The following is a 26046-nucleotide window of genomic DNA, read 5'->3' as shown; positions in this document are numbered from 1 at the left end:
GGCCGCATAACATCGGCGAGCGGGATGCCTTCTCGTGCCGTCGTCCCGTCCCCCAACGCATACCCAATGGTGATCCCATGAGCAAGATTGTCGACATCCTGGCCCGGGAGATTCTGGATTCCCGCGGCAACCCGACCGTCCAGGCGGAAGTGATCCTGGATTCAGGCGCGGAAGGTAGCGCCATGGTGCCCTCCGGCGCATCCACCGGCGCCCGCGAAGCCATCGAACTGCGCGACGGCGACGCCTCACGCTATGGTGGCAAAGGTGTGCTCAAAGCCGTGGCGAACATCCGCGGTCCGATCAAGACCGCCCTGGCCGGCATGGACGCCGCCGACCAGGCGGCAATCGACCGGCGACTGATCGAACTGGACGGCAGCGACAACAAGGGCGTGCTCGGCGCCAACGCCATCCTGGCGGTATCGCTGGCGGCCGCCCACGCTGCCGCGGCCGACGCGAAACAGCCGTTGTACGCCTACCTCAACCGCAACGGTGAATTTCTGCTGCCGGTACCGCTGATGAACATCATCAACGGCGGCGCCCATGCCGATAACAGCATCGACATGCAGGAATTCATGATCCTGCCGGTGGGCGCACCCACTTTCCGCGAGGCGCTGCGTTACGGCGCAGAGGTGTTCCACACCCTGAAAAAAGTGCTGTCGGACCGGGGCCTGGCCACCGCCGTGGGTGATGAAGGAGGCTTCGCGCCGAACCTGCCTTCCAACGAGGCCGCCATCGGTATCATCCTGGAAGCCATCGAGAAAGCCGGCTACCGGCCCGGCGAGGACATCTGTCTGGGACTGGACGTCGCCAGCTCGGAGTTCTATTCGGACGGCATCTACACCCTGGCTTCGGAAGGCAGGCAGTTCACCTCGGAAGAGTTCTCGGACTATCTGGCCACCTGGGTCGATAAATATCCCATCATCAGCATCGAGGACGGCATGGCGGAAAACGACTGGCACGGCTGGGGCATCCACACTGACAGGCTCGGCCAGCGCATCCAGTTGGTGGGCGACGACCTGTTCGTGACCAATCCGGCCATCCTCAAACAGGGCATCGAAGCCCGGATCGCCAATTCGATCCTGATCAAGGTCAACCAGATCGGCACTTTGACCGAAACCCTGGAAGCCATCCATATCGCCAGGGAAGCCGGGTACACGTCGGTCGTGTCCCATCGCTCGGGCGAAACCGAGGACGCCACCATCGCCGACATCGCTGTCGCCACCTGCGCTGGCCAGATCAAGACCGGCTCGCTCAGCCGCTCCGATCGCATCGCCAAATACAACCGGCTGCTCAAGATCGAGGAAGAGCTGGGTGACAAAGCGCGCTACGGCGGCCGCAGCGTCGTCAAAAACCTTGCCTGAACCGTGGCTGGGCGCCCGGAGCCGGGGTGAACAAACTGACCGCATTCCTCCTCGTGCTGATCGCCCTGCTCCAGTACCGGCTGTGGTTTGGCGATGGCAACCTGCGGGAAATGCAAAGGCTGCAGGAACGCATTGCGGAACTCACCGAGGAAGGGGAGAAACGGCGGCAACGCAACGCGGCCCTGGAAGCCGAGATCATGGACCTCAGGAAAGGCACCGATGCCATCGAAGAATATGCGCGCCGCGACCTGGGCATGATCAAGGAAGGCGAAACCCTGATACAGATCATCGACGCGGCGCATCCCTCGCCCAGTCTCCAGCCGGCGCCGCCGGCCCGCAAGCCGGGCAAGTCCGCACCTCCGGCTCCGGCCGCGACTGAGCCGAAGCGGAAAGAAGCCAAAACCCCGGAACATGAACGCTGACCCGAAGAACGACGAAGCCGACCCACGCTTCTGGATTGTGGTTCCCGCCGCCGGCATAGGCAAACGGATGGGTGCGGATATCCCCAAGCAGTACCTGGAAGTGGCGGGTAAGCCGGTGCTGCAGCACACGCTCGAACGCCTGCTCTCGGTCCGCCGCATCACCGCGGTCATGGTCGCACTGGGCGCGGACGACGAGTTCTGGCCAGAGCTGCCATGCTCGCGCGAGCCGCGGGTGCTGACCACCCAAGGCGGCAGGGAACGCGCGGACTCTGTGCTGAACGCACTGACCGCCCTGGCCGACCGCGCCGCGGACGGCGACTGGGTGCTGGTCCACGACGCGGCCCGCCTCTGTATCACCCGTGCCGACGTCGAGCACCTGATGGAAACCCTGGAAAACCACCCCGTGGGCGGCATTCTGGCGGTGCCGGTCACCGACACCCTCAAAACCGTCGAGAACGGAGCGATCCAGGGCTCCCCCGACCGCAACCGCGTCTGGCGCGCCCTCACCCCGCAGATGTTCCGCTACCGCCTCCTCAAGGAGGCGCTGGCGGCAGCGGCCCAACGCGGGCTGACGGTGACGGACGAAGCCAACGCGCTGGAGCTGGCCGGCCTGGCGCCCGAGGTGGTCGAAGGGCGCCCCGACAACATCAAGATCACCCGGCCGGAGGATCTCCCCCTGGCCGCCTTTTATCTGGAGCGACAATGTTTCGAATAGGCCAAGGTTACGACGCCCACCGTTTCAAGGAAGGCGACCACGTGGTGTTGTGCGGCGTGAAGATCCCGTTCGACCGGGGATTCGCCGCGCATTCCGACGGCGACGTGGCACTGCACGCCCTGTGCGATGCCCTGCTGGGCGCGGCCGCCCTCGGCGACATCGGCCGCCATTTCCCGGACACCGATGCCCGCTACCAGGGCATCGACAGCCGCGTATTGCTGCGCGAGGTGCGACAGAAAGTCGCCGGTGCCGGCTACACCGTCGGCAACGTGGACGTGACCGTCGTGGCCCAGGCTCCGCGGCTGGCCGCCCATATTCAGGCGATGCGTGCAAACCTCGCTCAGGACCTGGAGATTCCCCTTGACTGCGTCAACGTCAAGGCGACGACCACCGAAGGCATGGGATTCGAAGGCCGCGGCGAAGGGATTTCGGCGCACGCCGTCGCCCTCCTCACCCGCCGATGACCGAGCACCCCGACCACGCCGGAGTCGGTGATCTGCCGCGGGCACACGGCGTACTGAACTGCCGAGGCCGTCTCCGGGTGTCCCCGGAAGACTTCCGGGTCGACGAGATCCTCGGCTTCGAACCCACCGGTCAGGGCGAACACGCCTTCCTGCACATCCGCAAGACGGGGGAGAACACCGACTATGTGGCACAGCGGATCGCCAGGCTGGCCGGGGTCAAACCGATGGACGTGGGCTATGCCGGTCTCAAGGACCGCCATGCCGTCGCCTCCCAGTGGTTCAGCGTGGCACTGGCAGGCAGGCCCGCCCCCGACTGGAGCGCCCTGGAATGCGAAAGCATCGCCGTCCTGCGCCATACGCGGCACGACCGCAAACTCAAACGCGGCGCCTTGGCAAGCAACCGCTTCCGCATCCTCGTACGGGGACTCGAAGGTGCGTGCGACGGCCTGGAAGCCCGTTGCGCGGCGATCCGCGCGGCCGGCGTGCCGAACTATTTCGGCCCGCAGCGCTTCGGCCACGGCGGCCGCAATCTGCAGGAAGCACTGCGGCTGTTCGCCGAGCCACGCCGCCGTATCGACCGCAACAAGCGCTCGCTGTACCTGTCGGCGGCGCGCTCCTACCTGTTCAACCGTATCCTCGCCCATCGGGTCGGGCACGGCAGCTGGAACCGGGCAGTGGAGGGCGACGCCTTCATGTTCACCGGCTCCAACGGCTTCTTCCTGGCCGACAACCGGGATGAAGACATCCAGCGGCGCATCGAAGCGCTGACGATCCATCCCAGCGGAACGCTGTGGGGAACGGGTGACCCGGTGATTTCCGGCACGGCCCTCGAAATGGAGCGGGCGGCCCTGGCACAATGCGCAGAATTCCGCGAAGGACTGGAACGCTGCGGGCTCGAAACTGCCCGGCGGGCCCTGCGGCTGCCGGTGCCGGATCTCGCATTCGCATGGATCGAGGATTCGGCCTGCGAACTGACGTTTTCCCTCCCTGCCGGCGCCTATGCCACCACGGTGTTGCGGGAACTCGTCGAATTCGACCCGCAAGGCTGGCCGGACACCTGATTTTTCGAAAACACCCTCTCGGAGGACTTGAGCCATGTCCGTCACCATTTACCACAATCCGCGCTGCAGCAAGTCGCGGGAAACCTTGAAACTGCTCGAGGAGCGGGGCATTGAACCCGTCATCGTCGAATATCTGAAAACCCCGCCCGACGCGGCGAAGCTGCGCGAGTTGGTGGGGCTCCTGGGAATCTCGCCACGCCAGTTGCTGCGCAAGGGCGAGTCCCCCTACAAGGAGCTGGGGCTGGCGAATCCGGAACTCGACGACGAAACACTGATCGAAGCCATGGTCAGCCATCCGGTGCTGATCGAGCGCCCGATCGTCGTGGCCAATGGCAAAGCCGCGCTGGGCCGCCCGCCGGAGAACGTACTGGCCATCCTCGACTGACCACCTTCCCAACTCCCGACCGACATGACCGAGTCCCAACGCAGCAGCGCCGAAATCCTGATCCTCTATTACAGCCGCCACGGATCCACCGCCGACATGGCGCGCATGATCGCCCGTGGCGTGGAAGAAGTGCCGGGCGCCATCGCCAAGTTGCGCACCGTGCCGGAGGTCTCACCCGTCACCGAAGCGATGGCGGCGGCCGTTCCGTCCGAGGGGCCGCCATATGCCACGCTGGACGACCTCAAGCATTGCGATGGCCTGGCCCTGGGCAGCCCGACCCATTTCGGCAACATGGCCGCGCCGCTCAAGCATTTCCTGGACAACACCAGTGCCCTGTGGTTTTCCGGCGCGCTGTCAGGCAAACCGGCCGGCGTGTTCACTTCGACCGCTTCCATGCACGGAGGCCAGGAAGCGACCCTACTGACCATGCTGCCACCACTCCTCCACCACGGCATGATCCTGGTTGGCATCCCCAGCAGCGAAGCCGCCCTGCACAAGACCCGCAGCGGCGGCACGCCCTACGGCCCCAGCCGCCACACCGGCGACGCCTCGCCGTTGAGCGACGAGGAACGGGCCCTGTGCCGTGCCTTCGGTGCCCGCTTGGCGCGGGTCGCCAAGGCGCTGAAAAATACCGGCGATTAAGTCCTTAAGGACATTCGCACCCACCGCCATGGCCCAGCAGATTCCGCTGCATTTCGCCGTCGATCCGCTGCAGACCTTCGAAGCATACTGGGCGGGACCGAATGCGGAAGCGGCGGAGGCCGCACGGCGCAGCGCCCGGGGCGAAGGCGAGACGCTGCTCTATCTTTGGGGCGAGACCGGTCTGGGCAAGACCCATCTCGTCAACGCCGCTTGCCGCGAGGCCTTCCACAGCGGTCGCAGCGCCGCCTGCCTGCCGCTGGCGCTGGTCGGCGAGTGCGGCCCGGCCGTGCTCGAGGGCATGGAAAACCAGAACCTGGTCTGCCTGGACGACATCGACACGATCGCCGGGTGCGACGACTGGGAACGGCGGTTGTTCGGCCTGTTCAACGCCTTGCGCGATGCCGGGAATACGCTGCTGGTCACTGCCGCAACACCGCCCGCCGAATTGCCCATCGCCCTGCCCGACCTCAAGACCCGTCTGGCCTGGGGGCTCGTCCTTCGGCTCCATCCGCTGACGGACGAACACAAGCTGGCCGCACTGGAACGGCGGGCCGGCATGCTGGGGCTCGAATTGAGCCCCCAGGTCGGCCGGTTCCTGCTGTCGCACTGCCGCCGCGACATGGCTTCGCTGCAGGCACTGCTGGAAGATCTGGACCATGCCAGCCTGGCCGCAAAGCGCCGGCTCACCATCCCTTTCATCAAAGGCTACCTGGAAGACATCGCATGAACCTACTCGTGATCGGCACCGGCGCCATCGGCAGCTTCTATGGCGCCCTGCTCGCCAAGACCGGCCACCGGGTGTCGGTGCTCGCCCGCTCCGACTATGAGACCGTGAAGGCCAAGGGCATCCACATCCGCAGCGCAACATTGGGGGACTATACCTTCCGGCCGGCGGCAGTCGTCCGCTCCGCCGCCGAACTCGAAACCAAGCCCGATTGTGCGCTGCTGTGCATCAAGGTGGTGGAAGGCGCCGACCGGGTCGGCTTACTGCGCGAGGCCATCGGCCCCGGCACGAGCATCGTCCTGATTTCCAACGGCATCGACGTCGAACGGGAAATCGCCGCCGCCTTCCCCGACAACGAAGTCATCAGCGGGCTGGCCTTCATTGGGGTCACCCGTACCGCGCCTGGTGAAATCCAGCACCAGGCTTACGGGCGGCTGATGTTGGGCAACTATCCCGGCGGCATCTCGGATCGCGTCAAGACCCTGGCCGCCGCTTTCGAAGAAGCCGGCATCGATGGCATCGCCACCGAAAACATCACCACCGCCCGCTGGCAGAAATGTGTCTGGAACGCCGCCTTCAATCCGCTGTCGGTGCTCTCCGGCGGCCTCGACACCCTGGACATCCTGTCAACCCAGGAGGACTTCGTCCGCGCGATCATGCAGGAAATCCGTGCAGTCGCCGCGGCCAACGGCCATCCTCTGCCGGAGGACATCGTCGAGAAGAACATCGCCAGCACCTACAAGATGCCGCCGTACAAGACCAGCATGCTGGTCGACTTCGAAGCCGGCCGGCCGATGGAAACGGAGGCCATCCTCGGCAACGCGGTACGCGCCGGGCGGTGCGTCGGCGTGGCGATTCCGCATCTGGAATCGGTTTATGCCCTGATGCAGCTCCGCGAGCTAGGCTCCGTGAAAAACCGGCAAGAAACCGCCCGACCACTGCCGCCGGCTGCATGGTCCGGCGGCCGGAAAAGCTAGCTCAGCTTTTCGTACAGACTCAGGACGATCTCCACGACGATCAGGATGACGATGTACCACTCGACCCGCAGTGCTTGGCGGTGGTTCACCAGATCGAGGTAAGTCTCGGCGGTGCGCGAGATGAGTTCGAGCTTGCGTGACAGAGCCCGGTCCCGGTCGCGCAGTTCGTATTCGGTCGCCAAGCGTTCGTAAAGCTGGTCGAGCTGGGGATCGTCCCAGACGATCTCCGGTTTCTCAGCGACCTCGACCCGCCCCACCATGCGCCCCATGATGGAGAGGGCCTTGCCGATCTCGTTGAGGATTTCCCGCTTGCCCCGCGGCGGTCCGGCGGCGTGGGTCAGACGCTGGGCGATCTGTTCGATGCGATCGAACTCTTCCGCCACGTTGCGTTCGTAGTAGGACAGGACACAGCTCTTGGCCAGCACGTGGGCGACGACCTGCAGGCGGGCGACCGATGCCTCCCGCAACACCAGCCGGCCTTCGTTGTCCAGCCGCTCCGGCAGTTCCGGATGGATCAGGAGATCGACCTCCTCCAGCTCCGGTTCCGCCAGCGGGTTGTGGACGGTCGGACGCAGCCCTTGGAGGATTTCCGTTTCCTGCTCGGCACTGAGCCCAACCAGAACGACGACGCCGAACCGGAAGGTGATCCGGTAGCCTTCCCGACCGACCACCAGGGTCAGGGGCCCCAAAGCAACCGCCCCGCCCCGTTCGATCTCGCGGTAGTCGATACGGCTGCCGAGAAACCAGGCACGGACGCGGATCACCCGTTCGTTGGCGGCGGCCATGACGGGGAACTCAGGGTGCCAACGGCCGTATGCCCACCGCCTCCCGGATCCGCTGCATGAACGGGACGGCATGGGCCCGGGCCCTGGCGGCGCCGGCCCGCAGTTCCTGCTCAATCCTTTCAGGCTCCTGGATCAGCGCTTCGTAGCGCTCGCGGGCTGTTGCAAGGTGATCGTTCAAGTACTCGTACAGCCTGTTCTTCATCTCGCCCCAGCCGATGCCTTCGGCATACCAGCGCCGGGCTTCCTCGACCTCGTGTTTGCTGGCGAAGGCCCGGTAGATCGAGAACAGGGTACAACCGGCGGGATCCTTGGGTTCGCCCGGCAGCTGGGAGTTGGTTTTGATTTTCATGATGAGCTTGCGCAACTGCTTTTCCGGCGCGAACAGGGGAATGGTGTTGTCGTAGCTCTTGCTCATCTTGCGGCCGTCCAGTCCCTGGAGCACCGCGGTTTCCTCGTTGACCACGGCCTCCGGCAGCACGAAATGCTCACCGAATATGTGGTTGAAACGCTGACCGATGTCGCGGGCCATCTCTATATGCTGGACCTGATCCCGGCCTACTGGCACCTTGTGGGCGTTGAACAAAAGGATGTCCGCTGCCATGAGCACAGGATAGTTGAAAAGCCCCATGGTGATGCCCTTGTCCGGGTCGGCCTCATCCGCCTCCTGGTTGGCCTGCACCGCCGCCTTGTAGGCATGGGCACGATTCATCAGCCCCTTCGCGGTCACGCAGGTCAGCATCCAGGTCAGTTCGACGATCTCCGGAATGTCCGACTGGCGGTAGAACACGGCATTCTGGGTATCCAACCCCAGAGCCAGCCAGCTTGCGGCGATCTCCAGCGTCGACCGCCGCACCCGCTCCGGATCGTGGCATTTGATCAGGGCATGATAATCGGCGAGGAAATAGTAGGGCTGTACGCTCCGGTCATGGCTCGCCTCGATCGCTGGGCGGATGGCACCCACGTAGTTGCCGAGATGGGGGGTTCCGGTGGTGGTGATGCCGGTCAGGACGACTGATTTGCTGCTCATGTGGACGAAAGGGTGGCAAAAACGGCGCGCCGGCCGGCGCGGGCGGCACTATGACACAAAACCCCAGGCGCCGCCACCGGCATCCGAGGCTCAAAACCACCATAGCACGCACCATTCGTTTAGAATACGCCCCGGGGACAATCATTAGGGGGCGAGCCTATGCCGTATTTCATCGAGAGACGCCGCTCTCGACGCATATCAGTCAGCTATCCGATCAAATACCGGATCGCAGGCGAGGACGAGGAACACGCCGGCGTCTGCGTCAACATCAGTGGCTCCGGCATTCTGTTCCGGACCGATGAAATCATCGAGCCGGGCCGCGCCCTGGAAATCCGCATCGAGCCAGACAACCGGCTCACCCCTCCCCTCACAGCCAACATCGAAGTGGTACGCTGCACCCCGGCGCCGGAGCCCGGCTTCCAGCACGTGGCCGGCGCCATCAAGGGGATCAAGAGCAAATAAAACCGCATGTACAGCGTTACCAAAGAGATATTTTTCTGTTACGGCCACCGCCTGATGCACCATACCGGCAAATGCCGGCATCTGCATGGTCACAGCGTCCGGGCAGCCATCACCGTATCCGCTGAGAGCCTGAACTCCCAGGGGATGGTTTGCGATTTCGCCGACATCTCGGCCGCCGCCCATGCTTTTATCGATACCCAGCTCGACCACAACCTGCTGCTGCACCGGGACGATCCGTTGCTGCCTTTGCTGCGGCAGGCGGGCGAGCGGGTCCTCGTGCTCGACCAGCATCCGACGGCGGAGGCGCTCGCTGAGATGATTTACTGGGATTTGCAACAGAAAGGCTTCGCGGTGCAAAGCGTCACACTGTGGGAAACCTCGAGCGCCTGCGCCACCTACCGCGAGGAGGACCAGCCGTGAGCCGCTTCCTGCCCCGCAACCGCTCCTACTGGCTGGCCAAGCTGTGCGAGGCGAATTACGAACGGTTGTTGGCGCTGGTACCGGATCTCGATCGGGTGCAATCGGCGCTGAAGGCATCGGTGCATGGCAAGCCCCCCTTGCATATCCGTGTGCTGGAGCGATCTCCCTACACCTTGACGCTGGAGCTGACGCATGCTTTCAACCGCGCCATGGAAGAACTGCGTGAGCCCGCCGTCCGGATCCGGGTCTATCTCGACGCCCGGTCCGTCGAAGTGCTCAGCGACCACTGCCGCCCCGAGGTGCGTGAGGCCCTGCGGGACGAAGCGACGCCGCAGCGGGTGCTGGACTACAAATGGTCGCTGAACTATTTCCTGGCGCGCTGGCTGGATTACTGCGTCGACGCCCGCTACCGGCTGTCATCCAGCCCGCCCGACCTGTACCCTTGGAGGGACAGCTCGGCGCCGGCCTGACTTCAGCGCCGCAGAGCACGCTTGAGAGCTTCCGCCTTCTCCAGGGCCACATCGACGGTTTCGGCCAGAACGTTGAAATGGCCCATCTTCCTCCCTGCCCTGGCACTGGCCTTACCATAGAGATGCAGGACCGCGGCGGGCTCGCTCAGGATCAGGTCCCAGGCCGGCTCGTCGTCACGCCAAATGTCCCCGAGGAGGTTCACCATGACCACGGGGCTGAGCAGGCGCGTGTCCGCGGGAGGAAGCTGGCACAGCGTGCGGACCTGCTGCCCGAACTGACTCACGGCGCAGGCATCGAGGGTGTAATGGCCGCTGTTGTGGGGCCGCGGCGCGATTTCGTTGATGACCAGACCGCCATCCTGCAGCACGAAAAACTCCACTGCCAGCACACCGACATAGTCCATAGCCTCCGCCAGGGCACAGGCCATCTCGCAGGCCCGCGCGGCGATGGCCGGGGTCACCCGCGCCGGTACGATACTAATGTCGAGGATGCCCGCCTCATGCCAGTTTTCGGCGACGGGAAAGGTTCTGACGAGATCCGTCGAGGTCCGTGCCACGATCACGGAAATTTCGGTCTCGAGGTCCAGCCGCTTCTCCAGCACGCAAGGGCGGCAACCGAACGCTTCGAAAGCGCCATGGACGTCTTCCGGGGTAGTGACTCGCGCCTGCCCTTTACCGTCGTAGCCGAAACGCGCCGTCTTGAGAATCCCCGGCAGCAGGGGCGCGAGGTCGCCGGCCAGATCCTGCGCGGTTTCCACCGCCCGGAACGGCGCCACGGCCAGACCGGCACCGGCGATGTAGCGTTTTTCGGCGATCCGGTCCTGAGCGATGGCCACACAGGCCGACGACGGCGAAACCCGTGTCCTGGATTCCAGGAAGCGCAGGCTGTCGGCGGGAACATTCTCGAACTCGATGGTCACCGCCGCGCAGTTCGAGGCCAGATCCTCGAGCGCGCCCTCGTCGTCATAGCCGGCGCGGATGTGGCGGTCCGCCACCATGCCGGCGGGGCTCTGAACATCGGGGTCCAGCACCGTCACCCGATAGCCCATGGACCGTGCTGCCATCGTAAACATACGTCCCAGCTGGCCGCCACCGAGAATCCCCAGCATCGCGGGAGGCAGGATGTGCGCCATCAGCGCGCCTCCGGCAATTGTGCCGCCAATACGGATTCGGCCTGCTGCCGGCGGAACGCATCGAGCCGAAGCTGCAGGGCCGGGTCGCCGTTCGCCAGCAGGGCCACCGCGAACAGTGCGGCGTTGACCGCTCCCGCTTCGCCGATGGCAAACGTCGCCACGGGTACGCCCTTGGGCATCTGCACGATCGAATACAGCGAATCCTGTCCGCCGAGATGCTTGCCGGGCACCGGCACACCCAGCACCGGCACGGTGGTCTTGGCCGCCATCATCCCGGGCAGGTGCGCCGCCCCGCCCGCACCGGCGATGATGCACTTGAGGCCGCGGGACCTGGCCTGCTCGGCATAGTCGAACAACAGGTCCGGCGTCCGATGGGCCGATACCACCTTGGCCTCGCAGGAGATGCCGAACTCCCCGAGCTTGCGGACAGCGTGCTGCATGACCTCCCAGTCGCTGGTACTCCCCATCACGATACCGACCTGAACCATTAGGGTACTCGTTGCCGTAAAAAAAGTTCTTATGATACCCCAGCGCATCCTGCATCCCAACTCCATATCCCACGCCCGTCAACGGTACCGTCCGGTTAATACGCCGGTAATCTGGTAAAATCTTGTTTTTTATTCCAAAACATTCTCCACAGCGATCTGTTATATGCCTGATTCCCTTCACACCGTGCGTTCCGGACAACGCTGGATCAGTGACACCGAGCCGGAATTGGGACTCGGCACCGTGATCGGCGTCGAGTACAACCGGGTGACCGTGTCGTTCATCGCCACTGGTGAACGGCGCATCTATGCAGTCGGTAATGCTCCGCTGACCCGGGTCCGGTTCGCCGCCGGCGATCGAGTGGAAAGCGTGGACGGCTGGTCGATGCGGATCGAGAAGGTCGAGGAGAAAGACGGTCTGCTGGTCTATCTCGGCAAGGATGCGGACGGAATGGCACGTACGCTGGAAGAGATCGAGCTCAGTCCGTTTCTACAGTTCAACAGGCCGCAGGACCGGCTGTTTTCCGGCCAGATCGATCCGGCCGAGATGTTCCGCCTGCGCATCGAGACCGGCGAAAAGCTCGCTCGTCTCGAGCAGTCCCCGGTGCTGGGTCTCGTCGGCGCCCGTACCGCGCCGATTCCCCATCAGCTGTACATCGCCCACGAAGTCGCTTCCCGGCATGCGCCGCGGGTGCTGCTGGCGGACGAAGTCGGCCTCGGCAAGACCATTGAAGCCGGGCTGATCATCCACCACCGGATCCTCACGGGACGGACCGAAAAAGTACTGGTCCTGGTACCGACCATGCTGCTTCACCAATGGCTGGTGGAGATGCTGCGGCGGTTCAACCTCCGTTTCAGCCTCATCGGCGACGACGCCTACGAGGACGCCATCGAAGAAGGCAGCCCGTTCACCGACGTGAACCTGGCCCTGAGCAGCCTCGATTTCATCCTCAAAGATCCCCGGCGCCACCGTTATGTACTGGACGTCGCCTGGGACATGGTGGTCATCGACGAGGCTCATCATCTGGAATGGACGCCGGACGGGCCGAGTCCAGCCTACGCCTTCGTCGAAATGCTGGCCCGGCGCACGCCCAGCCTGCTGCTGTTGACCGCGACGCCCGAGCAGCTCGGCAAGCTCGGCCACTTCGCGCGTCTGCGCTTGCTTGATCCCGACCGTTTCTTCGATTTCGAACAGTTCCGACGGGAAGAGCAGGAATACACGGCGCTGGCCGAAGTCATCAACAAGCTGCTCGACAGCCCCCTGCTCGATGCCGAGACTTTCGATCAACTGCAGCATTTCTTGCGCCACGATCGCGCCGAAACGCTGGTCGGAGACCTGGATGACCCGGAACACGCCGCCGCGGCCCGCGATGCACTGATCCAGCTCCTGCTGGACCGTCACGGAACCGGCCGCGTGCTGTTCCGCAATACCCGCAACACCATCCATGGCTTCCCCTCCCGCCTGCTGCACGGGCGCCCCCTCCCGCTGCCGGAGCATTACCGGATGCGTACCGCCTCGCTCGAAGCCCGGTTGTGGCCAGAAACCTCCAGTGCGGACCCGGAATGGTGGCGCCACGATCCGCGCGTGCCCTGGCTGCTCGACACCGCCCAGCGCCTCAAGCCTTCGCGCTCGAAGCTCCTGGTCATCTGCCACCGGCAGCAGACGGCAGTGGACCTGGAAAACGCGCTGAGAACACTGGGCGGCGTCCGCGCCGCCGTGTTCCATGAACGGATGTCGATCATCGCCCGGGATCGTGCCGCGGCCTGGTTCGCGGAAGACGAGGAAGGCGCCCAGGTGCTCATCTGCTCGGAGATCGGCAGCGAAGGGCGCAATTTCCAGTTCGCCCACCATCTCGTGCTGTTCGATCTGCCCCTGGATCCAAATCTGCTGGAGCAGCGGATTGGCCGCCTGGACCGTATCGGCCAACGCCACAGCATCGACATCCATGTACCCTACTTCGAGGATTCGGCCCAGGAAATCCTGTTCCGCTGGTACCACGAAGGACTGGACGCCTTCCACCGCCCTGCCGCGGCCGGGGCTGCGGTGTTCGCCCGGCTCGGCGAAGAACTTCGGCGAGTCCTGCTGACACCGGACACCCCCGCCGGCGAAGCCCTGATCCGAGACACCCGGAACCTGGCCGAAACCATAGAAGCCGAACTCCACGCCGGCCGTGACCGTCTGCTGGAGCTCAACTCCTGCCGGCCGGAGCCGGCCAACCGCCTGGTCGAGGCCGTCACCGCCTGGGACCGGGACGCTGCCTTGTGGCCATGGCTGGAAGCGGTGTGTGACGCTTACGGCGTCGTCGTCGAGGAGCATTCCACCGACTGTTACATCCTCCGGCCCGGCGAACACCTGCGGGTCCCCAAATTCCCGGAGCTGCCGGAGGACGGTGTGACCGTCACCCTCAGCCGGGACGTTGCCCTGGCGCGCGAAGACATGCTGTTCCTGAGCTGGGAACACCCCCTGGTGCGTGGAGCCATCGACCTGGTCCTGAACGGCGAGCACGGCAGCGCTTCGCTCGGCTTCGTGTCGCACCCCGCCCTCGCCCCCGGCCAGATGCTTTTGGAAACCTTCCACCGGATCGAATGTGCGGCTCCGCGCCGGCTGCAACTCTTCCGGTTCCTTCCGACGACAAGGATGCGCACGCTGCTCGACCACCGCGGACAGGACCTCGGCCGGCTGGCGGCAGCGGAATTCTACGAGCGCCCCCAGTCCTTCGAACCCGAAAAGGTGCGGGCGTTCGTGCGGAGCCAGAAACCGAATCTGGAAAAGCTGCTGGCCATGGCCGACACCCGGGCAGGGGCTCAGCTGCCTCGAATCGTGGCCGACAGCAGCCAGCGCATGCTCAATGAAATGGAGAGCGAACTCAAACGGCTGGCTGCGCTGCGAAGCGTCAACCCCAGCGTCCGCCAGGAAGAGCTGGACAGACTCAAGGACGATGCCGTCGAGATGCACGAATACCTGCAAGCCGCACAGCTGCGACTCGATGCCGTGCGGCTTTTGGTCACGGTATAGCGGGCATGAAAAAAGGGAGCAAAGCTCCCTTTTTTCACCCGGCGCCTGGTGTCAGTCGGCGCTGACGACGATTCGTCGCGGCTGAATCGCCGCTTTCTTGGGAATCACGATCTCCAGCACCCCGTTGTTGTAGCGCGCGGATATGCCATCGGCGTCGGCGGTATCCGGCAGCGAAAACCGGCGGTAGAAGCTGCCGTAGACCCGCTCGATACGCTTGTAGCCGGAACGCTCCGTACGGGCCTCGGTATTCCGTTCACCGCGCAGCGTCAAAACGCCCTGCTCCATCGAGACGTCGATGTTGTCCGGGCTGACGCCCGGGAGATCGGCGAGAAGGACGTAACGGTCGGCTTCCTCCTTGATGTCGACGGCCGGCGTCCATTCAGCCGTCGCTGCGGAATCCGGACCCTGGCGTCCTTCGAAGGAACGCTCCAGTTCCCGCTGCAGTTGATTCAACAAACTCCACGGCTCATTGCGGCTGATTGTCATGACGCATCTCCTATTTTGATTTGGCCTATCTGCGTTATGGCGCGCTAGCCGGCCGATTTCAACGGAAGCATCGCGCGCCTTTGTTGGGAAACGCCGTCGTGATCAGTTCTTGACGCCGTTCTTATGCACGATGTTGATGCCCTTGAGCAGGTTGAGCGCTTCGTTCAGCGGATAGTCCTGCAGGGCGAGCGCCTCGTCGACCTTCTCCGACTCCTTGTCCTTCGCATCCCCGCCTTTCTTGGCCTTGTCGTTGCTGAGATGACCGGTGAGATCGGCCTCCTTGATGGGGGCGAACTCCGACTTCGCCGCCATTTCCAGCTTGACCCGGGAGATCGGCACGTCCGGGGTGATGCCTTCGGCCTGGATCGAACGCCCCGACGGCGTGTAGTAGCGCGCCGTAGTCAGCTTGACGGCGCCGCCGTTGCTGGTCGGGAGGATGGTCTGGACCGAGCCCTTGCCGAAGGTCTTCTCACCCATGATGACCGCCCGTTTGTGGTCCTGCAGCGCGCCCGCCACGATCTCCGAGGCCGAGGCCGAACCGCCATTGATCAGTACCACGATGGGGGCACCGCCGATGACATCATTCGGGGTCGCGGAGAAGCGCATCTTGGCATCCTCTACCCGGCCATCGGTGTAGACGATCAGGCCGCTTTCGAGGAAGGCATCGCTGACTGCTACCGCGGCATTCAGCACCCCACCCGGATTGTTGCGCAGGTCGAGGACGAGTCCTTTCAGCGGGCCCTTCTTCTTCATCTCGTCGATAGCCTCGATCACGTTGTCCCCGGTCTTGGACTGGAAGCTGGTGATGCGCAGATAACCATAGCCATCTTCCAGTATCCTGCTTTTGACACTCTTGATCTTGATGATATCGCGGACGATGGTGATCTTGAGCGGCTGCTCCACACCTTCACGGACCACGGTCAGTACGATCGGGCTGCCCGGTTCACCCCGCATCATCTTGACCGCATCGTTGAGGGACATGCCTTTCACCGGCTTGTCGTCGAGGCGGATGATCAGGTCGCCCGCCTTGATGCCTGCATGGAACGCCGGCGTGTCGTCGATCGGTGCGATCACCTTGACGAAGCCGTTCTCCATCCCGACCTCGATGCCAAGCCCGCCGAACTGGCCGGTAGTCCCGACCTTCAATTCGTTGTACTGCTCCTGGTCCAGGTAGGTGGAGTGCGGATCGAGTCCCGACAGCATCCCCCGGATGGCGTCCTCCAGAAGCTTGTCGTCCGGTACCGGCTCGACGTAGTCCTGCTGGATGCGGCCGTAAACCTCGGAAAATGTCTTCAACCCCTCGAACGGGATATTGACCGCCCCCGCGGGCGTGGATTTTTCCTCCGCCCAACTCGCCGCCGACACCACACCGACCAACAAACCAATCTTGAGCGCACGCATGCCCGTCACTTTCACCCTATTCAAAAAGATACCGCAACAAATTCCGCTACAAACCCCGTTCCTGGCGTCATTCAATCCTTGCACCACTGCGACGGATCAATGGGCTGGCCATTCTCCCGAATGCCGAAATACAGGCCCGGCTCCGTTTGTCCGCCGCTGGAACCGACGCTGGCGATGACCTCTCCGGACTCCACCCAGTCGCCGACGTTCTTGTAGACACTCTGATTGAATGCGTACAAGCTCATATAGCCATCGCCATGATCGACGATGGTAAGCAAACCATACCCGCGAAGCCAATCGGAAAAGACCACCCGCCCTTCCGACACCGCCTTGACCGGCGCACCTTCCGGCGCCCTGATCACCACTCCATCCCAGCGCCCCGACATCCGCTGGCCGCCGAACTGCGCCACCCGCTCGCCCGTCGCCGGCCAGCTCAGCTGGCCCTTGCGCCGCGCGAACGACCTTGGCGCCGCGAGCGAAGCGGTGAACTCCGTGACGATTTCGCGCAGGGAGGATACCAGAGCTTCCAGCCGATGCTCGCTTTCCTTGAGCCGGATCAGTTCGGCATCCTTTCCCTGGTGCTCCTCGCGGAGCCGGGCCAGCACCTCCAGCCGCTGCCGGCGGGTTTCATCCAGTTCGACCTTTTCGTGTTCGATGCGTTCCCGCAGGGCCTCGAGACGGCCGGCGTCGGCCGATGCCTCATCCTGCAGCGCCCGGACCTGGGCGACGTCCTTTTGCAGCGCCTCGAGACGGGCGTAATGATCCCGGTTCAGGTAACCGTGGTACGCCATCATGCGGGCCAATCGCCCCGGCTCATCAATGTTCAGCACCAGCTTGAGCCATTGCCGGCCGCCCAGCGCATAGGCGGACCGCGCCAGCGAAGCCAGCGCCTTGTGCTGCTTGAGCACCGCCTGCTGCAGCTCGGCGAGACGACGGTTGGACTCCGCCGCACGCCTGGCCTGAACGGCCGTTTTGTCTTCCAGCAGCCGGAGTGTGTGCACCAGATCGCCATACCGCTCCTCGACCCGCCGCAACTCGGCGGACACGCTGCCCTGACGGGCTTCGATCGTTTCCAGGTCTTTCTCCGCGGACGCGATCCGGTCGCGGATCGCCTTCAGCCGCCCGGCGACGTCGCCATCATCCACGGGAATCGCCGGACCGGATGCCAAGGACATCAGGAGGCCAGCGAAGACCAGCACCTTCACCGGCGGCTGTGTCCTGGACAGACCCGGTCGGTTGCTCCCGAGCCCCCCGGCAACGGCGGAAGAGAGAAAGCGAGAGCATCGCAAGGCGGCTTTCACGTCGAAAGATCACAGACAGGCACACGGCGGCGCCGGTTCAACGTATAATTTTCCGATTCAACGACCGCCGCGGACGAAGTCGGGCCCGATAGCCTGATAGAATGCGGGATGCGCACGAAACTAAAAACATTAGTCTAACCAATTTTTGAGGTGGCGTCGTGCCTGCCCCTATGCAAGATGGCCGCGATACCATGCCACTCGGGTGCGAATAACATGCAAACTGACCTCATCACCGACGAATCGGAGATCCGCCTCGCCGCCCACAGCCTGAAGGCCATGGCGCATCCCTTGCGGCTCAAGATTCTCTGCACCTTGAGCACAGGGCGCATCAGCGTCCAGGACCTGGTGGAACAGGTCGGCACGACCCAGAGCAATGTCTCTCAACACCTCGCCATATTGCGAGACAAGGGCATCCTGAATTCCCACCGAGACGCCAACAAAGTCTATTACTTCGTGGAAGACGAAAGGATGCTGCAGCTCGTACGCATGATCAAGGAAGTATTCTGCAAACACTAAAAAACGCCAGAACAACCGGCAGCTGCCGGACCCAGATCCCAAAATCCCAATTTTCGGAAAAGTGAGGAAGAAATGACCCGGTTGCTCGAATTTCTCGGCAATCACTGGATGATGGCCGGCGCGCTGCTCGTCGTCACCGTCCTGCTGATACAAGACCTCCTGGAATCGCTGTTCCGCAAGCACAAGGTGCTGACACCGGCCGGTGCCGTCCAGCTCATGAATACGGAAGACGCGCTGGTGGTCGATGTCCGCGAGCCGGCGGAATTCACCGAAGGCCACATCGAAGGCGCCTACCACATCCCCTTGGGAAAGCTCGAAGAACGCGCCTCAGAACTCGCCCAATACAAGGACAAGCCGGTCATCGTCACCTGCCAGCAGGGCACCCGTTCGCCCTCCGCATGCAAAACCCTGACGAAGCAAGGCTTCAGCCGGATCTACGAGATGCGCGGCGGCATGCTGGCATGGGGAGACGCCCATTACCCCGTGACCAGGAAACGCAAGAAATCCTGACACCTGTTTCATTCACCACTCGGCCATTGGCAAAATCATGAGCGAAGAAAACCAGCAGCCCGAAAGACAGTTCGCCATCCAGAAACTCTACATCAAGGACGTCTCCTTCGAGACCCCCAACTCGCCAGCCGTCTTTACTCTGAAGTGGGAACCGAAAGTCGAATTCAATATCGGCTCCAAGGTCCAGCAGCTCCAGGAAGGACTGTTCGAAGTCAGCCTCTCGGTCACGATCACCGTGAAGCTGGAAGACAAGACCGCCTATCTGGTCGAAATCTGCCAGGCCGGCATTTTCACGATCAGCGGTTTTCCCGAACAGGAAATGGGACCGTTGCTCGGCAGCTATTGCCCCAACATCCTGTTCCCCTATGCCCGCGAGGCGGTCTCGGACCTCGTGAACAAAGGCGGCTTCCCGCCGATGCTGCTGGCGCCGATCAATTTCGACGCGCTGTACATGCAGCAGGTTCAGATGGCCCAGCAGCAGGCCCAGCAGGCCACGCCGCACTGAAGCCGGTGGTTGCGCCCATGACACCCCGCATCAGTGTTCTCGGCGCCGGCTCCTGGGGGACGGCGCTGGCCCTGCTCATCGCCAGGAACGGCGTGCCCACTCTGTTGTGGAGCCACCGCCGGGAACACGCCCAAACCATGGCGGCAGAACGCCGAAACGCGCGCTACCTGCCCCATGCCGCATTCCCCGAAACCCTGGCAGTGACAGCGGACCTGGCCGAAGCGGTCGCCGCGGCCGGCGATGCCGTGCTCGTCGCCGTTCCCAGCCATGCCTTCCGCGCTACACTCGAGCTCTGCACCCCGCATCTGCAACCGGAAGCCGGTCTCATGTGGGCCACCAAGGGGCTGGACCGCACCCGCGGCTGTCTGCTGCACGAAACCGCCCGCGAGATTCTCGGTCCGGAACGTGAGCTCGCGGTGCTGTCGGGACCGACCTTCGCCGCCGAAGTGGTCGCAGAACTGCCCAGCGCCATCACCGTCGGCGCCAGTAGCGAAGCCTTCGGCGCCAAGATCGTTTCCTGGCTGCACAACGCCTATTTCCGCGCCTACACCACCGACGACCTCATCGGCGCCCAGTTGGGAGGCGCCTGCAAGAACGTGCTGGCGATCGCCGCCGGCATCTCCGACGGCTTGGGGTTCGGCGCCAACGCCCGGGCTGCCCTCATCACCCGGGGACTGGCCGAGATGATGCGGCTGAGTCTCGCCCTGGGCGCCAGGACCGAAACGCTCATGGGCCTGGCCGGCGTCGGCGATCTGGTGCTCACCGCGACCGACAACCAGAGCCGCAACCGCCGCTTCGGCCTGGGGGTGGGCAAAGGCCGGCCACGGGAGGAAATCCATGCCGAAATCGGCCAGGAGATCGAAGGCATCCTGGCGGCCCGGCTGATCCACGAACTCGCCGGCAGGAAGGGCGTGGACATGCCGATCACCGCCCAGACCTACCGCGTGCTCTACGAAGGCTTGCCACCGGAGGAAGCGGTGCGCAATCTGTTGCTGCGGGAACCCAAGCCGGAATGGGGCTGCTAACGCTCCGAGGCGGACGCCGCGCCCGCGAAGCCGCATTGACGCCAGGCCTCGAAACACACCACCGCGACGGCATTGGACAGGTTCAGGCTACGCGAGCCCGGCCGCATCGGCAGCCGGATCCGCCGGCCCGCCTCGAACCGGGCGAGCATCGCCGCCGGCAACCCGCGCGACTCTGGACCGAATAGGAAAGCATCACCAGGCCGGTAAGTCACGTCGGCATGGCCGACCTCGCCCTGGGTCGTCAGTGCGAATATCCGCTCCGGTGCGACTGCCGCCACGAAACCCTCCCAGTCGCGATGCCGGGCCACCTCGGCCCATTCGCGGTAATCCAGACCCGCCCGGCGCAGACGCGCATCGTCCATTTCGAACCCCAGCGGCTCGATGAGGTGCAGGCGGGCGCCGGTGTTGGCACAGAGCCGGATGACATTGCCGGTGTTCGGCGGAATCTCCGGCTCGTACAGCACGATGTGGAACATCACCCCTTATTTCACCGGCAAAGCCGGTATCGGTGTCAGCTTCCAGATCTCACGGTTGTATTCGGCGATGGTGCGGTCGGTGGAGAACTTGCCGCTGGCGGCGGTGTTCAGGATGCTCATCCGCGCCCAGCGCTCCTTGTCACTGAACGCGGCCGCAGCCGCCTTCTGCGCCTCGACGTAGCCGGGGAAATCGGCCGCCGTCATCCAGGGATCGTGAGGACTGCGGATCGATTCGATGATGGGGTCGAAAATGCCGGGCTCGAAACGGCTGAAAAAGCCACTCTCCAAGAGTCCCATGACCCGTTTCAGCTCTTCGTTCGTCTCGATGATGGCGCCGGGGTCGTAGTTGCTGCGGCGGCGTTCGACCTCCTCGGCGGTCAAGCCGAACAGGAAGAAATTTTCCTCGCCTACTTCCTCCCGAATCTCGATGTTGGCGCCGTCCAGCGTTCCGATGGTCAGGGCGCCGTTCATCATGAACTTCATGTTGCCGGTGCCCGAAGCCTCCTTGCCCGCCGTGGAAATCTGCTCCGACAGATCGGTGCCCGGACAGATTACCTCCATGGCGGTGACCCGATAGTTCGGCAGGAACAACACACACAGGCGATCGTTCATTTCGGGATCGCCGTTGATCGTTCCGGCGACGTTGTTGATGAGCTTGATGATGCGCTTCGCCATCACGTAGCCCGGGGCCGCTTTGCCTCCGAACAGGACACAGCGGGGCGTCCAGTCCTGGAGATCGCCCCGCTTGATGCGGTCGAACAGATGGATCACGTGCAGCACGTTGAGCAACTGGCGCTTGTATTCGTGGATACGCTTGACCTGGACGTCGAACATCAGATCGGGATTCACCAGATTCAACCCCAGCTCGCGGTTCTTGAAGTCGAGCAGCCGCTCCTTGTTACGCCGCTTGATCGCCATCCACCGCTGCCGGAACGCCGCATCCTCGGCGAACGGACGCAGATCGGCCAGACGGGTCAGATCGGCGATCCACTTGTCGCCGATGGCCTCGCTGATGAGGCCGGCCAGTTCCGGATTGCAGGCGGCCAGCCAGCGCCGGGGGGTGATGCCGTTGGTCTTGTTGTTGAAACGCTCCGGCCACAGCTCGTGGAAATCCTTGAACAGACCATGCTTCAGCAGATCGGAATGCAGGGCCGCGACGCCGTTGATCGAAAAGCTCCCGACGATGGCGAGATAAGCCATCCGCACCTGCTGTTCGTGTCCCTCTTCGATCAGCGACATCCGCGCGAGCCGGTCGATATCGCCGGGCCAGCGCGCTGCGACCTCGCCCAGGAAGCGCGCATTGATCTCGAAAATGATCTCCAGCAAGCGGGGCAGCATCTGCCGGAAAAGCCGCACCGGCCATTTTTCCAGCGCCTCGGGCAGCAGCGTATGGTTGGTGTAAGCCATGGTGCGGTTGGTGATGGCCCAGGCCTCGTTCCAGTTCAGGCCGTGCTCGTCGATGAAGAGGCGCATCAGCTCGGCCACCGCGATGGTCGGATGGGTGTCGTTGAGCTGGAAGCAGTTTTTCGCGGCGAACGCCGAGAAATCCTCGCCGTGATCCGCCACCCACCGGCGCAGGACGTCCTGAAGGCTGGCCGAGGCCAGGAAATACTGCTGGCGCAGCCGCAGCTCCTTGCCGTTCTCGCTGGCGTCGTTCGGATACAGCACCATCGAGATGTTTTCCGCCAGGTTCTTGGCACGGACGGATTCGGCATAGTCGCCCGCGTTGAACTCGCCCAGCTTGAATTCGTCGGTGGCGGCGGATTTCCAAAGCCTCAGGGTATTGACCGTGCCGTTCCGATACCCCGGCACCGGAATGTCGAAGGGCACGGCCAGCACGTCGTCGGTGTCGAGCCAGACCACCTGCCCCGGCCGCGACGCATCGTTGGAAAATTCGGTGCGGCCGCCGAACTTGACCCGCACCGTCAGCTCCGGCCGCTCCTGCTCCCATACGTGACCGTTCCGCAGCCAGTGGTCCGGCTCCTCGACCTGGTAGCCGTTGACGATCATCTGCCGGAACATACCGTATTCGTAACGGATGCCGTAGCCCATCACCGGAAGCTGCAACGTGGCGCAACTGTCGATGAAGCAGGCCGCCAGCCGCCCCAGACCGCCATTGCCCAGACCGGCATCGAACTCCGAATCCGCCAGCTCTTCCAGGTCCAGCCCCAACTCGTTGAGGGCCTGATGGATCGGCTCCTCGAGCCCCAGGTTCAGCATCGCGTTGCTCAAGGCGCGACCGAGCAGGAATTCCAGCGACAGGTAATAGGTCCGACGGCAATCCGCCTGATGGTAGGCATATTCGGTGTTCCTCCAGCGCTCCATCAGGCGGTCGCGCACCGTCAGCGCCAATGCCGAGTAAGCGTAGTGAACCGAACGGCAGTCCCGTCCCCGTCCCAAAGTGCAGTTGAAATGCCGGCGGATGTCGGCGCAGAGGTGCTTGGCCTTCATTCCCAGACCGGGCATTTCGGTCAGGAGTTCGGTCGGGTTACTGGTCTTGAACTTGCGTGTGAGCATGAGCGGTCACCTCCCGTGTGAGAATGGGATGCGGATCTTCCCCGCCGCACGGGACGGAAAAGTCCGATGGATGTTGCCGACAGTTTGAGGGAAGCGGGTTACAGCCATTCAAACGTCGAGATTCAACTCGCTTATTTTACGGGTCAGGGTATTCCTCCCGTAACCCAGCAGCTTGGCTGCCTCCTGGCGGCGGCCCCGGGTGAACTGCAGGGCGGTGCTGATGAGAATGCCTTCGGCCGAATCGATGGCCTCCTTGGCCACGTTGCGGTCACCGCGCCGCAGACGGGCATCGATCCATTGGGTGAAGCTGTCCTGCCAGTCGCTCGAAACCGCGACCGGCTCCGGCCGGGCCTTGAGCAGCTCCGGCGGCAGGTCGTCCAGGTGTACGTCCTTGCCGGCCGCCATGACCGTGATCCAGCGGCAGGTGTTCTCCAACTGCCGGACATTGCCCGGCCAGTCCAGCCGGCACAGGTAGGTCTCGACTTCGGGCAACAGCGTCTTGGTCTCGACGTTGAGTTCCAGGCTGGCCTCCTTCAGGAAATGCCGGAGCAGCAGGGTGATGTCCTGGCGCCGCTCCCTGAGCGGGGGGATGTGGATGCGGATGACATTGAGCCGGTGGAACAAATCCTCTCGGAAGCGCCCCTCCGCCACCAGTTGCTCCAGGTTCTGGTGCGTCGCGGCGATGATCCGGACGTCCACCTTGACCGGGGCATGGGCGCCGACCGGAAAAAACTCGCCCTCGGCCAGCACGCGCAGCAGACGGGTCTGCAATTCCGCCGGCATGTCGCCGATCTCGTCCAGGAACAGCGTGCCGCCGTCGGCCTGCTCGAACCGCCCGGCCCGGCGGGCCTGCGCACCGGTAAAAGCGCCGCGTTCGTGGCCGAACAATTCGGACTCCAGCAGATCCCGCGGTATGGCGGCCATGTTGAGTGCGATGAACGGCTTGTCCGCGCGCGGACTGTGGCGATGCAGGGCACGGGCGACCAGCTCTTTGCCGGTCCCCGACTCACCGTTGATCAGCACCGTGATGTTCGAACGCGCAAGCCGGGCGATGGCGCGGAACACCTCCTGCATCGCCGGCGCCTCGCCGATGATCTCCGGAGTCTTCTCCGGCAGGCCCCCCTTGTCGTCCGCCTCCGCGGTCGCCGTCCGCTGACTGTGGCTGCAGGCCCGTGCGACCAGATCCACTGCCTCGTCCACGTCGAACGGTTTCGGCAGGTACTCGAATGCACCGCCGCTGAAGGCGGACACCGCGCTCTCCAGATCGGAATGCGCGGTCATGATCACGACCGGCAGATCGGGAAATCTGGTCTGCAACTGCTTCAGCAGCTCGATGCCATCCAGCCCCGGCATGCGGATATCGGTCAGCACCGCATCCGGCCGGTCCCGGTTCAGCGCTTCCATCATGCTGTTGGCGGTCGAGAAGGCGCGGGTCTGGATAGACGCCTTCTGCAGCGCTTTTTCCAAGACCCAGCGGATCGACCGGTCGTCATCGACTACCCAAACCTGGAACGTTCGCTTCATGGTCCTCCTCCAAAGGCAGAAATATGGAAAAAACGGTGTTGCCGGGCACACTGCTGCACTCGATCAGGCCGCCGTGCTGGTTGATCAGGCCCTGCGCGATCGATAGCCCCAGGCCGGTGCCCTCGGCCCGCCCGGTGACCATCGGGTAGAAAATATGGTTCAAGAGTTCCGGCTTGATGCCGGGACCGTCGTCGATGATGTCGATTTTCACCGCCATGCGATGGCGCCGCTCACCGATCGTCACCTGCCGGTCGATACGGCTGCGGATGATGATCCGGCCGTGCATGCCCAACGCCTGGGCGGCATTGCGCACGATGTTGAGAATGGCCTGGATCAGCTGATCGGCGTCCCCGAAGATTTCCGGGATGCTCGGATCGTAGTCACGCACGATCCGGACACCGGCGGGTACCTCCACCTGCACCAGCTGGGTTACCCGGTCCAGCACCCGGTGGATGTTGAGCCAGGCTTTCTGGGGCAGTTTGTTCGGCCCGAGCATCCGGTCCAGCAGGGACTGCAGGCGATCGGACTCCTCGATGATGATCTGGGTATATTCACGCAACTCGTCGTGCAGCTCCCGCTCCAGGAGCTGCGCCGCGCCGCGCAGCCCCCCGAGCGGATTCTTGATCTCATGTGCCAGCCCCTTGAGCAGCGACTTGGCCGCATTCTGCTGCGCCAGCAACTGCTCCTCCATGGAAATCCGCAAGTGCCTGTCCACCTGCTGAACCTGAACCAGCACCCCGCTGGCCTCGTCCTCGGTGATCGGCGAGATGTGCAGGTTCACCGTAATCACATGCAGAGGATGGACGAGGGTGACGTTGCGCTTGGTCAGGGAAATACCGGTGTCCAAGGCATGCCTCATATCCGGCTCCACCGGCTGTTCGCTGCACGGCAGCACCAGACGTGCGCGGACGCCCAGGACCTGACGGGCGCTGACGGCCAGCAGCATCTCGCCGGGCATGTTGATGTAAGTCAAGGTCAGCGTATTGTCGAACAACAGTACGCCATCTCCGAGGTTGTCGAGGATGCGCCGGAAGAAAGAAGGTGTGTCCGATGCCGTCATGTCAGGACCCGCAGCAAGTAATGCGCCATGCCTAAGCGTTCGCCGGGGCCGGCTTTTTCGCGAATTTCCGCGTCCGGCATAAGGTTGAGCCTCAGAACGTGCACGCAATGCGTAACCAAATGCACCGATATGGTGCACCATTCTTTCGGACTTGTCGCGCTCCACTGATGATTCGT

At 63.7% G+C, this 26046-nt stretch carries 28 protein-coding genes; 17 read left to right on the top strand and 11 right to left on the bottom strand.

Going from position 1 to position 26046, the window contains the following annotated elements:
* The first annotated feature begins 77 nt into the window (after positions 1–77).
* From eno to N4J17_RS07315, 9 genes are read left to right on the top strand one after another with little or no spacing between them, the layout of a single operon-like run.
* Entirely contained in the window at positions 78–1361 is a 1284-nt protein-coding gene (eno, locus tag N4J17_RS07355; protein WP_198323421.1) for a phosphopyruvate hydratase, read from the top strand.
* A gap of 26 nt (positions 1362–1387) precedes the next feature.
* Positions 1388–1783: a cell division protein FtsB gene (ftsB, locus tag N4J17_RS07350; RefSeq protein ID WP_198323422.1), complete on the top strand. Its 396-nt coding sequence runs from the start codon at positions 1388–1390 to the stop codon at positions 1781–1783.
* A complete protein-coding gene (gene ispD, locus N4J17_RS07345) occupies positions 1773–2498 on the top strand; it encodes a 2-C-methyl-D-erythritol 4-phosphate cytidylyltransferase (RefSeq protein WP_198323423.1) in 726 nt (241 codons plus the stop codon). Before ftsB ends, ispD begins: the two co-directional genes overlap by 11 nt.
* Complete coding sequence (gene ispF / locus N4J17_RS07340) at positions 2486–2962, top strand: 2-C-methyl-D-erythritol 2,4-cyclodiphosphate synthase (protein ID WP_198323424.1); 477 nt, start codon at positions 2486–2488, stop codon at positions 2960–2962. The genes ispD and ispF overlap by 13 nt, the downstream gene beginning before the upstream one ends.
* Entirely contained in the window at positions 2959–4023 is a 1065-nt protein-coding gene (gene truD, locus N4J17_RS07335) for a tRNA pseudouridine(13) synthase TruD (protein WP_198323425.1), read from the top strand. Before ispF ends, truD begins: the two co-directional genes overlap by 4 nt.
* Positions 4024–4057: 34 nt before the next feature.
* Positions 4058–4408 (top strand): arsenate reductase (glutaredoxin), encoded by a 351-nt coding sequence (gene arsC / locus N4J17_RS07330; protein WP_198323426.1) that lies wholly within the window; start codon positions 4058–4060, stop codon positions 4406–4408.
* 24 nt (positions 4409–4432) lie between these two features.
* Positions 4433–5050: an NAD(P)H:quinone oxidoreductase gene (wrbA, locus tag N4J17_RS07325; protein WP_198323427.1), complete on the top strand. Its 618-nt coding sequence runs from the start codon at positions 4433–4435 to the stop codon at positions 5048–5050.
* A gap of 28 nt (positions 5051–5078) precedes the next feature.
* Positions 5079–5777, top strand: coding sequence for a DnaA regulatory inactivator Hda (hda, locus tag N4J17_RS07320; RefSeq protein WP_198323428.1), 699 nt, complete (start codon positions 5079–5081; stop codon positions 5775–5777).
* Positions 5774–6751 (top strand): ketopantoate reductase family protein, encoded by a 978-nt coding sequence (locus tag N4J17_RS07315; RefSeq protein WP_198323429.1) that lies wholly within the window; start codon positions 5774–5776, stop codon positions 6749–6751. The genes hda and N4J17_RS07315 overlap by 4 nt, the downstream gene beginning before the upstream one ends.
* Here the strand turns inward: N4J17_RS07315 and N4J17_RS07310 are convergent.
* The gene (locus N4J17_RS07310; protein ID WP_198323430.1) at positions 6748–7536 is read right to left on the bottom strand and encodes an RMD1 family protein; all 789 of its coding nucleotides are present in this window, start codon (positions 7534–7536) and stop codon (positions 6748–6750) included. The two genes, N4J17_RS07315 and N4J17_RS07310, sit on opposite strands and share 4 nt — an antisense overlap.
* Before the next feature lie 10 nt (positions 7537–7546).
* Positions 7547–8563 (bottom strand): tryptophan--tRNA ligase, encoded by a 1017-nt coding sequence (locus tag N4J17_RS07305; RefSeq protein WP_198323431.1) that lies wholly within the window; start codon positions 8561–8563, stop codon positions 7547–7549.
* A gap of 159 nt (positions 8564–8722) precedes the next feature.
* Here N4J17_RS07305 and N4J17_RS07300 point away from each other — a divergent pair, with 159 nt between their 5' ends.
* From N4J17_RS07300 to N4J17_RS07290, 3 genes are read left to right on the top strand one after another with little or no spacing between them, the layout of a single operon-like run.
* Positions 8723–9025: a PilZ domain-containing protein gene (locus N4J17_RS07300; RefSeq protein WP_198323432.1), complete on the top strand. Its 303-nt coding sequence runs from the start codon at positions 8723–8725 to the stop codon at positions 9023–9025.
* Positions 9026–9031: 6 nt separating this feature from the next.
* Positions 9032–9445, top strand: a complete 414-nt coding sequence (locus N4J17_RS07295) for a 6-pyruvoyl trahydropterin synthase family protein (RefSeq protein WP_198323433.1) — start codon at positions 9032–9034, stop codon at positions 9443–9445.
* A complete protein-coding gene (locus N4J17_RS07290) occupies positions 9442–9915 on the top strand; it encodes a DUF1249 domain-containing protein (RefSeq protein WP_198323434.1) in 474 nt (157 codons plus the stop codon). Before N4J17_RS07295 ends, N4J17_RS07290 begins: the two co-directional genes overlap by 4 nt.
* A gap of 2 nt (positions 9916–9917) precedes the next feature.
* Here N4J17_RS07290 and N4J17_RS07285 read toward each other — a convergent pair whose 3' ends face one another.
* Together N4J17_RS07285 and purE are read right to left on the bottom strand one after the other, a co-directional pair.
* On the bottom strand, positions 9918–11048 hold the full coding sequence (locus tag N4J17_RS07285) for a 5-(carboxyamino)imidazole ribonucleotide synthase (RefSeq protein WP_198323435.1): 1131 nt from the start codon (positions 11046–11048) through the stop codon (positions 9918–9920).
* Positions 11048–11536, bottom strand: a complete 489-nt coding sequence (gene purE / locus N4J17_RS07280; RefSeq protein ID WP_198323436.1) for a 5-(carboxyamino)imidazole ribonucleotide mutase — start codon at positions 11534–11536, stop codon at positions 11048–11050. The genes N4J17_RS07285 and purE overlap by 1 nt, the downstream gene beginning before the upstream one ends.
* Positions 11537–11699: 163 nt before the next feature.
* Here purE and rapA point away from each other — a divergent pair, with 163 nt between their 5' ends.
* On the top strand, positions 11700–14549 hold the full coding sequence (rapA, locus tag N4J17_RS07275; RefSeq protein ID WP_198323437.1) for an RNA polymerase-associated protein RapA: 2850 nt from the start codon (positions 11700–11702) through the stop codon (positions 14547–14549).
* Between the two features lie 51 nt (positions 14550–14600).
* Here the strand turns inward: rapA and N4J17_RS07270 are convergent, their stop codons facing one another.
* The 3 genes from N4J17_RS07270 to N4J17_RS07260 form a co-directional block, all read right to left on the bottom strand.
* Complete coding sequence (locus tag N4J17_RS07270) at positions 14601–15035, bottom strand: Hsp20/alpha crystallin family protein (protein WP_198323438.1); 435 nt, start codon at positions 15033–15035, stop codon at positions 14601–14603.
* Between the two features lie 102 nt (positions 15036–15137).
* Positions 15138–16436 carry a S41 family peptidase gene (locus N4J17_RS07265; protein ID WP_198323499.1) on the bottom strand — a complete coding sequence of 433 codons (1299 nt, stop codon included), beginning with the start codon at positions 16434–16436 and terminating at the stop codon, positions 15138–15140.
* A 71-nt stretch (positions 16437–16507) separates the two neighbouring features.
* Positions 16508–17641, bottom strand: coding sequence for a murein hydrolase activator EnvC family protein (locus N4J17_RS07260; protein WP_198323439.1), 1134 nt, complete (start codon positions 17639–17641; stop codon positions 16508–16510).
* A gap of 309 nt (positions 17642–17950) precedes the next feature.
* Between N4J17_RS07260 and N4J17_RS07255 the strand changes: the two genes are divergently transcribed.
* From N4J17_RS07255 to N4J17_RS07240, 4 genes are all read left to right on the top strand, one after another.
* The gene (locus tag N4J17_RS07255; RefSeq protein ID WP_198323440.1) at positions 17951–18253 is read left to right on the top strand and encodes an ArsR/SmtB family transcription factor; all 303 of its coding nucleotides are present in this window, start codon (positions 17951–17953) and stop codon (positions 18251–18253) included.
* Positions 18254–18325: 72 nt separating this feature from the next.
* Positions 18326–18763: a rhodanese-like domain-containing protein gene (locus tag N4J17_RS07250; protein WP_198323441.1), complete on the top strand. Its 438-nt coding sequence runs from the start codon at positions 18326–18328 to the stop codon at positions 18761–18763.
* A 37-nt stretch (positions 18764–18800) separates the two neighbouring features.
* Positions 18801–19268: a protein-export chaperone SecB gene (gene secB, locus N4J17_RS07245; protein WP_198323442.1), complete on the top strand. Its 468-nt coding sequence runs from the start codon at positions 18801–18803 to the stop codon at positions 19266–19268.
* Positions 19269–19285: 17 nt separating this feature from the next.
* Positions 19286–20293, top strand: a complete 1008-nt coding sequence (locus N4J17_RS07240; protein ID WP_198323443.1) for an NAD(P)H-dependent glycerol-3-phosphate dehydrogenase — start codon at positions 19286–19288, stop codon at positions 20291–20293.
* On the opposite strand, the gene trmL is transcribed toward N4J17_RS07240, so the two are convergent.
* The 4 genes from trmL to glnL all read right to left on the bottom strand — a co-directional run bounded on the left by trmL (position 20290) and on the right by glnL (position 25870).
* Positions 20290–20769 (bottom strand): tRNA (uridine(34)/cytosine(34)/5-carboxymethylaminomethyluridine(34)-2'-O)-methyltransferase TrmL, encoded by a 480-nt coding sequence (gene trmL / locus N4J17_RS07235; protein WP_198323500.1) that lies wholly within the window; start codon positions 20767–20769, stop codon positions 20290–20292. The two genes, N4J17_RS07240 and trmL, sit on opposite strands and share 4 nt — an antisense overlap.
* 6 nt (positions 20770–20775) lie before the next feature.
* Positions 20776–23286 (bottom strand): glycogen/starch/alpha-glucan phosphorylase, encoded by a 2511-nt coding sequence (locus N4J17_RS07230; protein WP_198323444.1) that lies wholly within the window; start codon positions 23284–23286, stop codon positions 20776–20778.
* Between the two features lie 108 nt (positions 23287–23394).
* Complete coding sequence (gene ntrC / locus N4J17_RS07225) at positions 23395–24810, bottom strand: nitrogen regulation protein NR(I) (RefSeq protein ID WP_198323445.1); 1416 nt, start codon at positions 24808–24810, stop codon at positions 23395–23397.
* Complete coding sequence (gene glnL / locus N4J17_RS07220; protein WP_198323446.1) at positions 24776–25870, bottom strand: nitrogen regulation protein NR(II); 1095 nt, start codon at positions 25868–25870, stop codon at positions 24776–24778. Before glnL ends, ntrC begins: the two co-directional genes overlap by 35 nt.
* Between the last annotated feature and the right edge of the window lie 176 nt (positions 25871–26046).

Origin of the sequence: Methylococcus capsulatus (assembly GCF_036864975.1) — a bacterium.
GTDB lineage: Bacteria > Pseudomonadota > Gammaproteobacteria > Methylococcales > Methylococcaceae > Methylococcus.
Note: the sequence above shows the minus strand (reverse complement) of the source record. Positions and strands in the feature narration are given on the sequence as shown.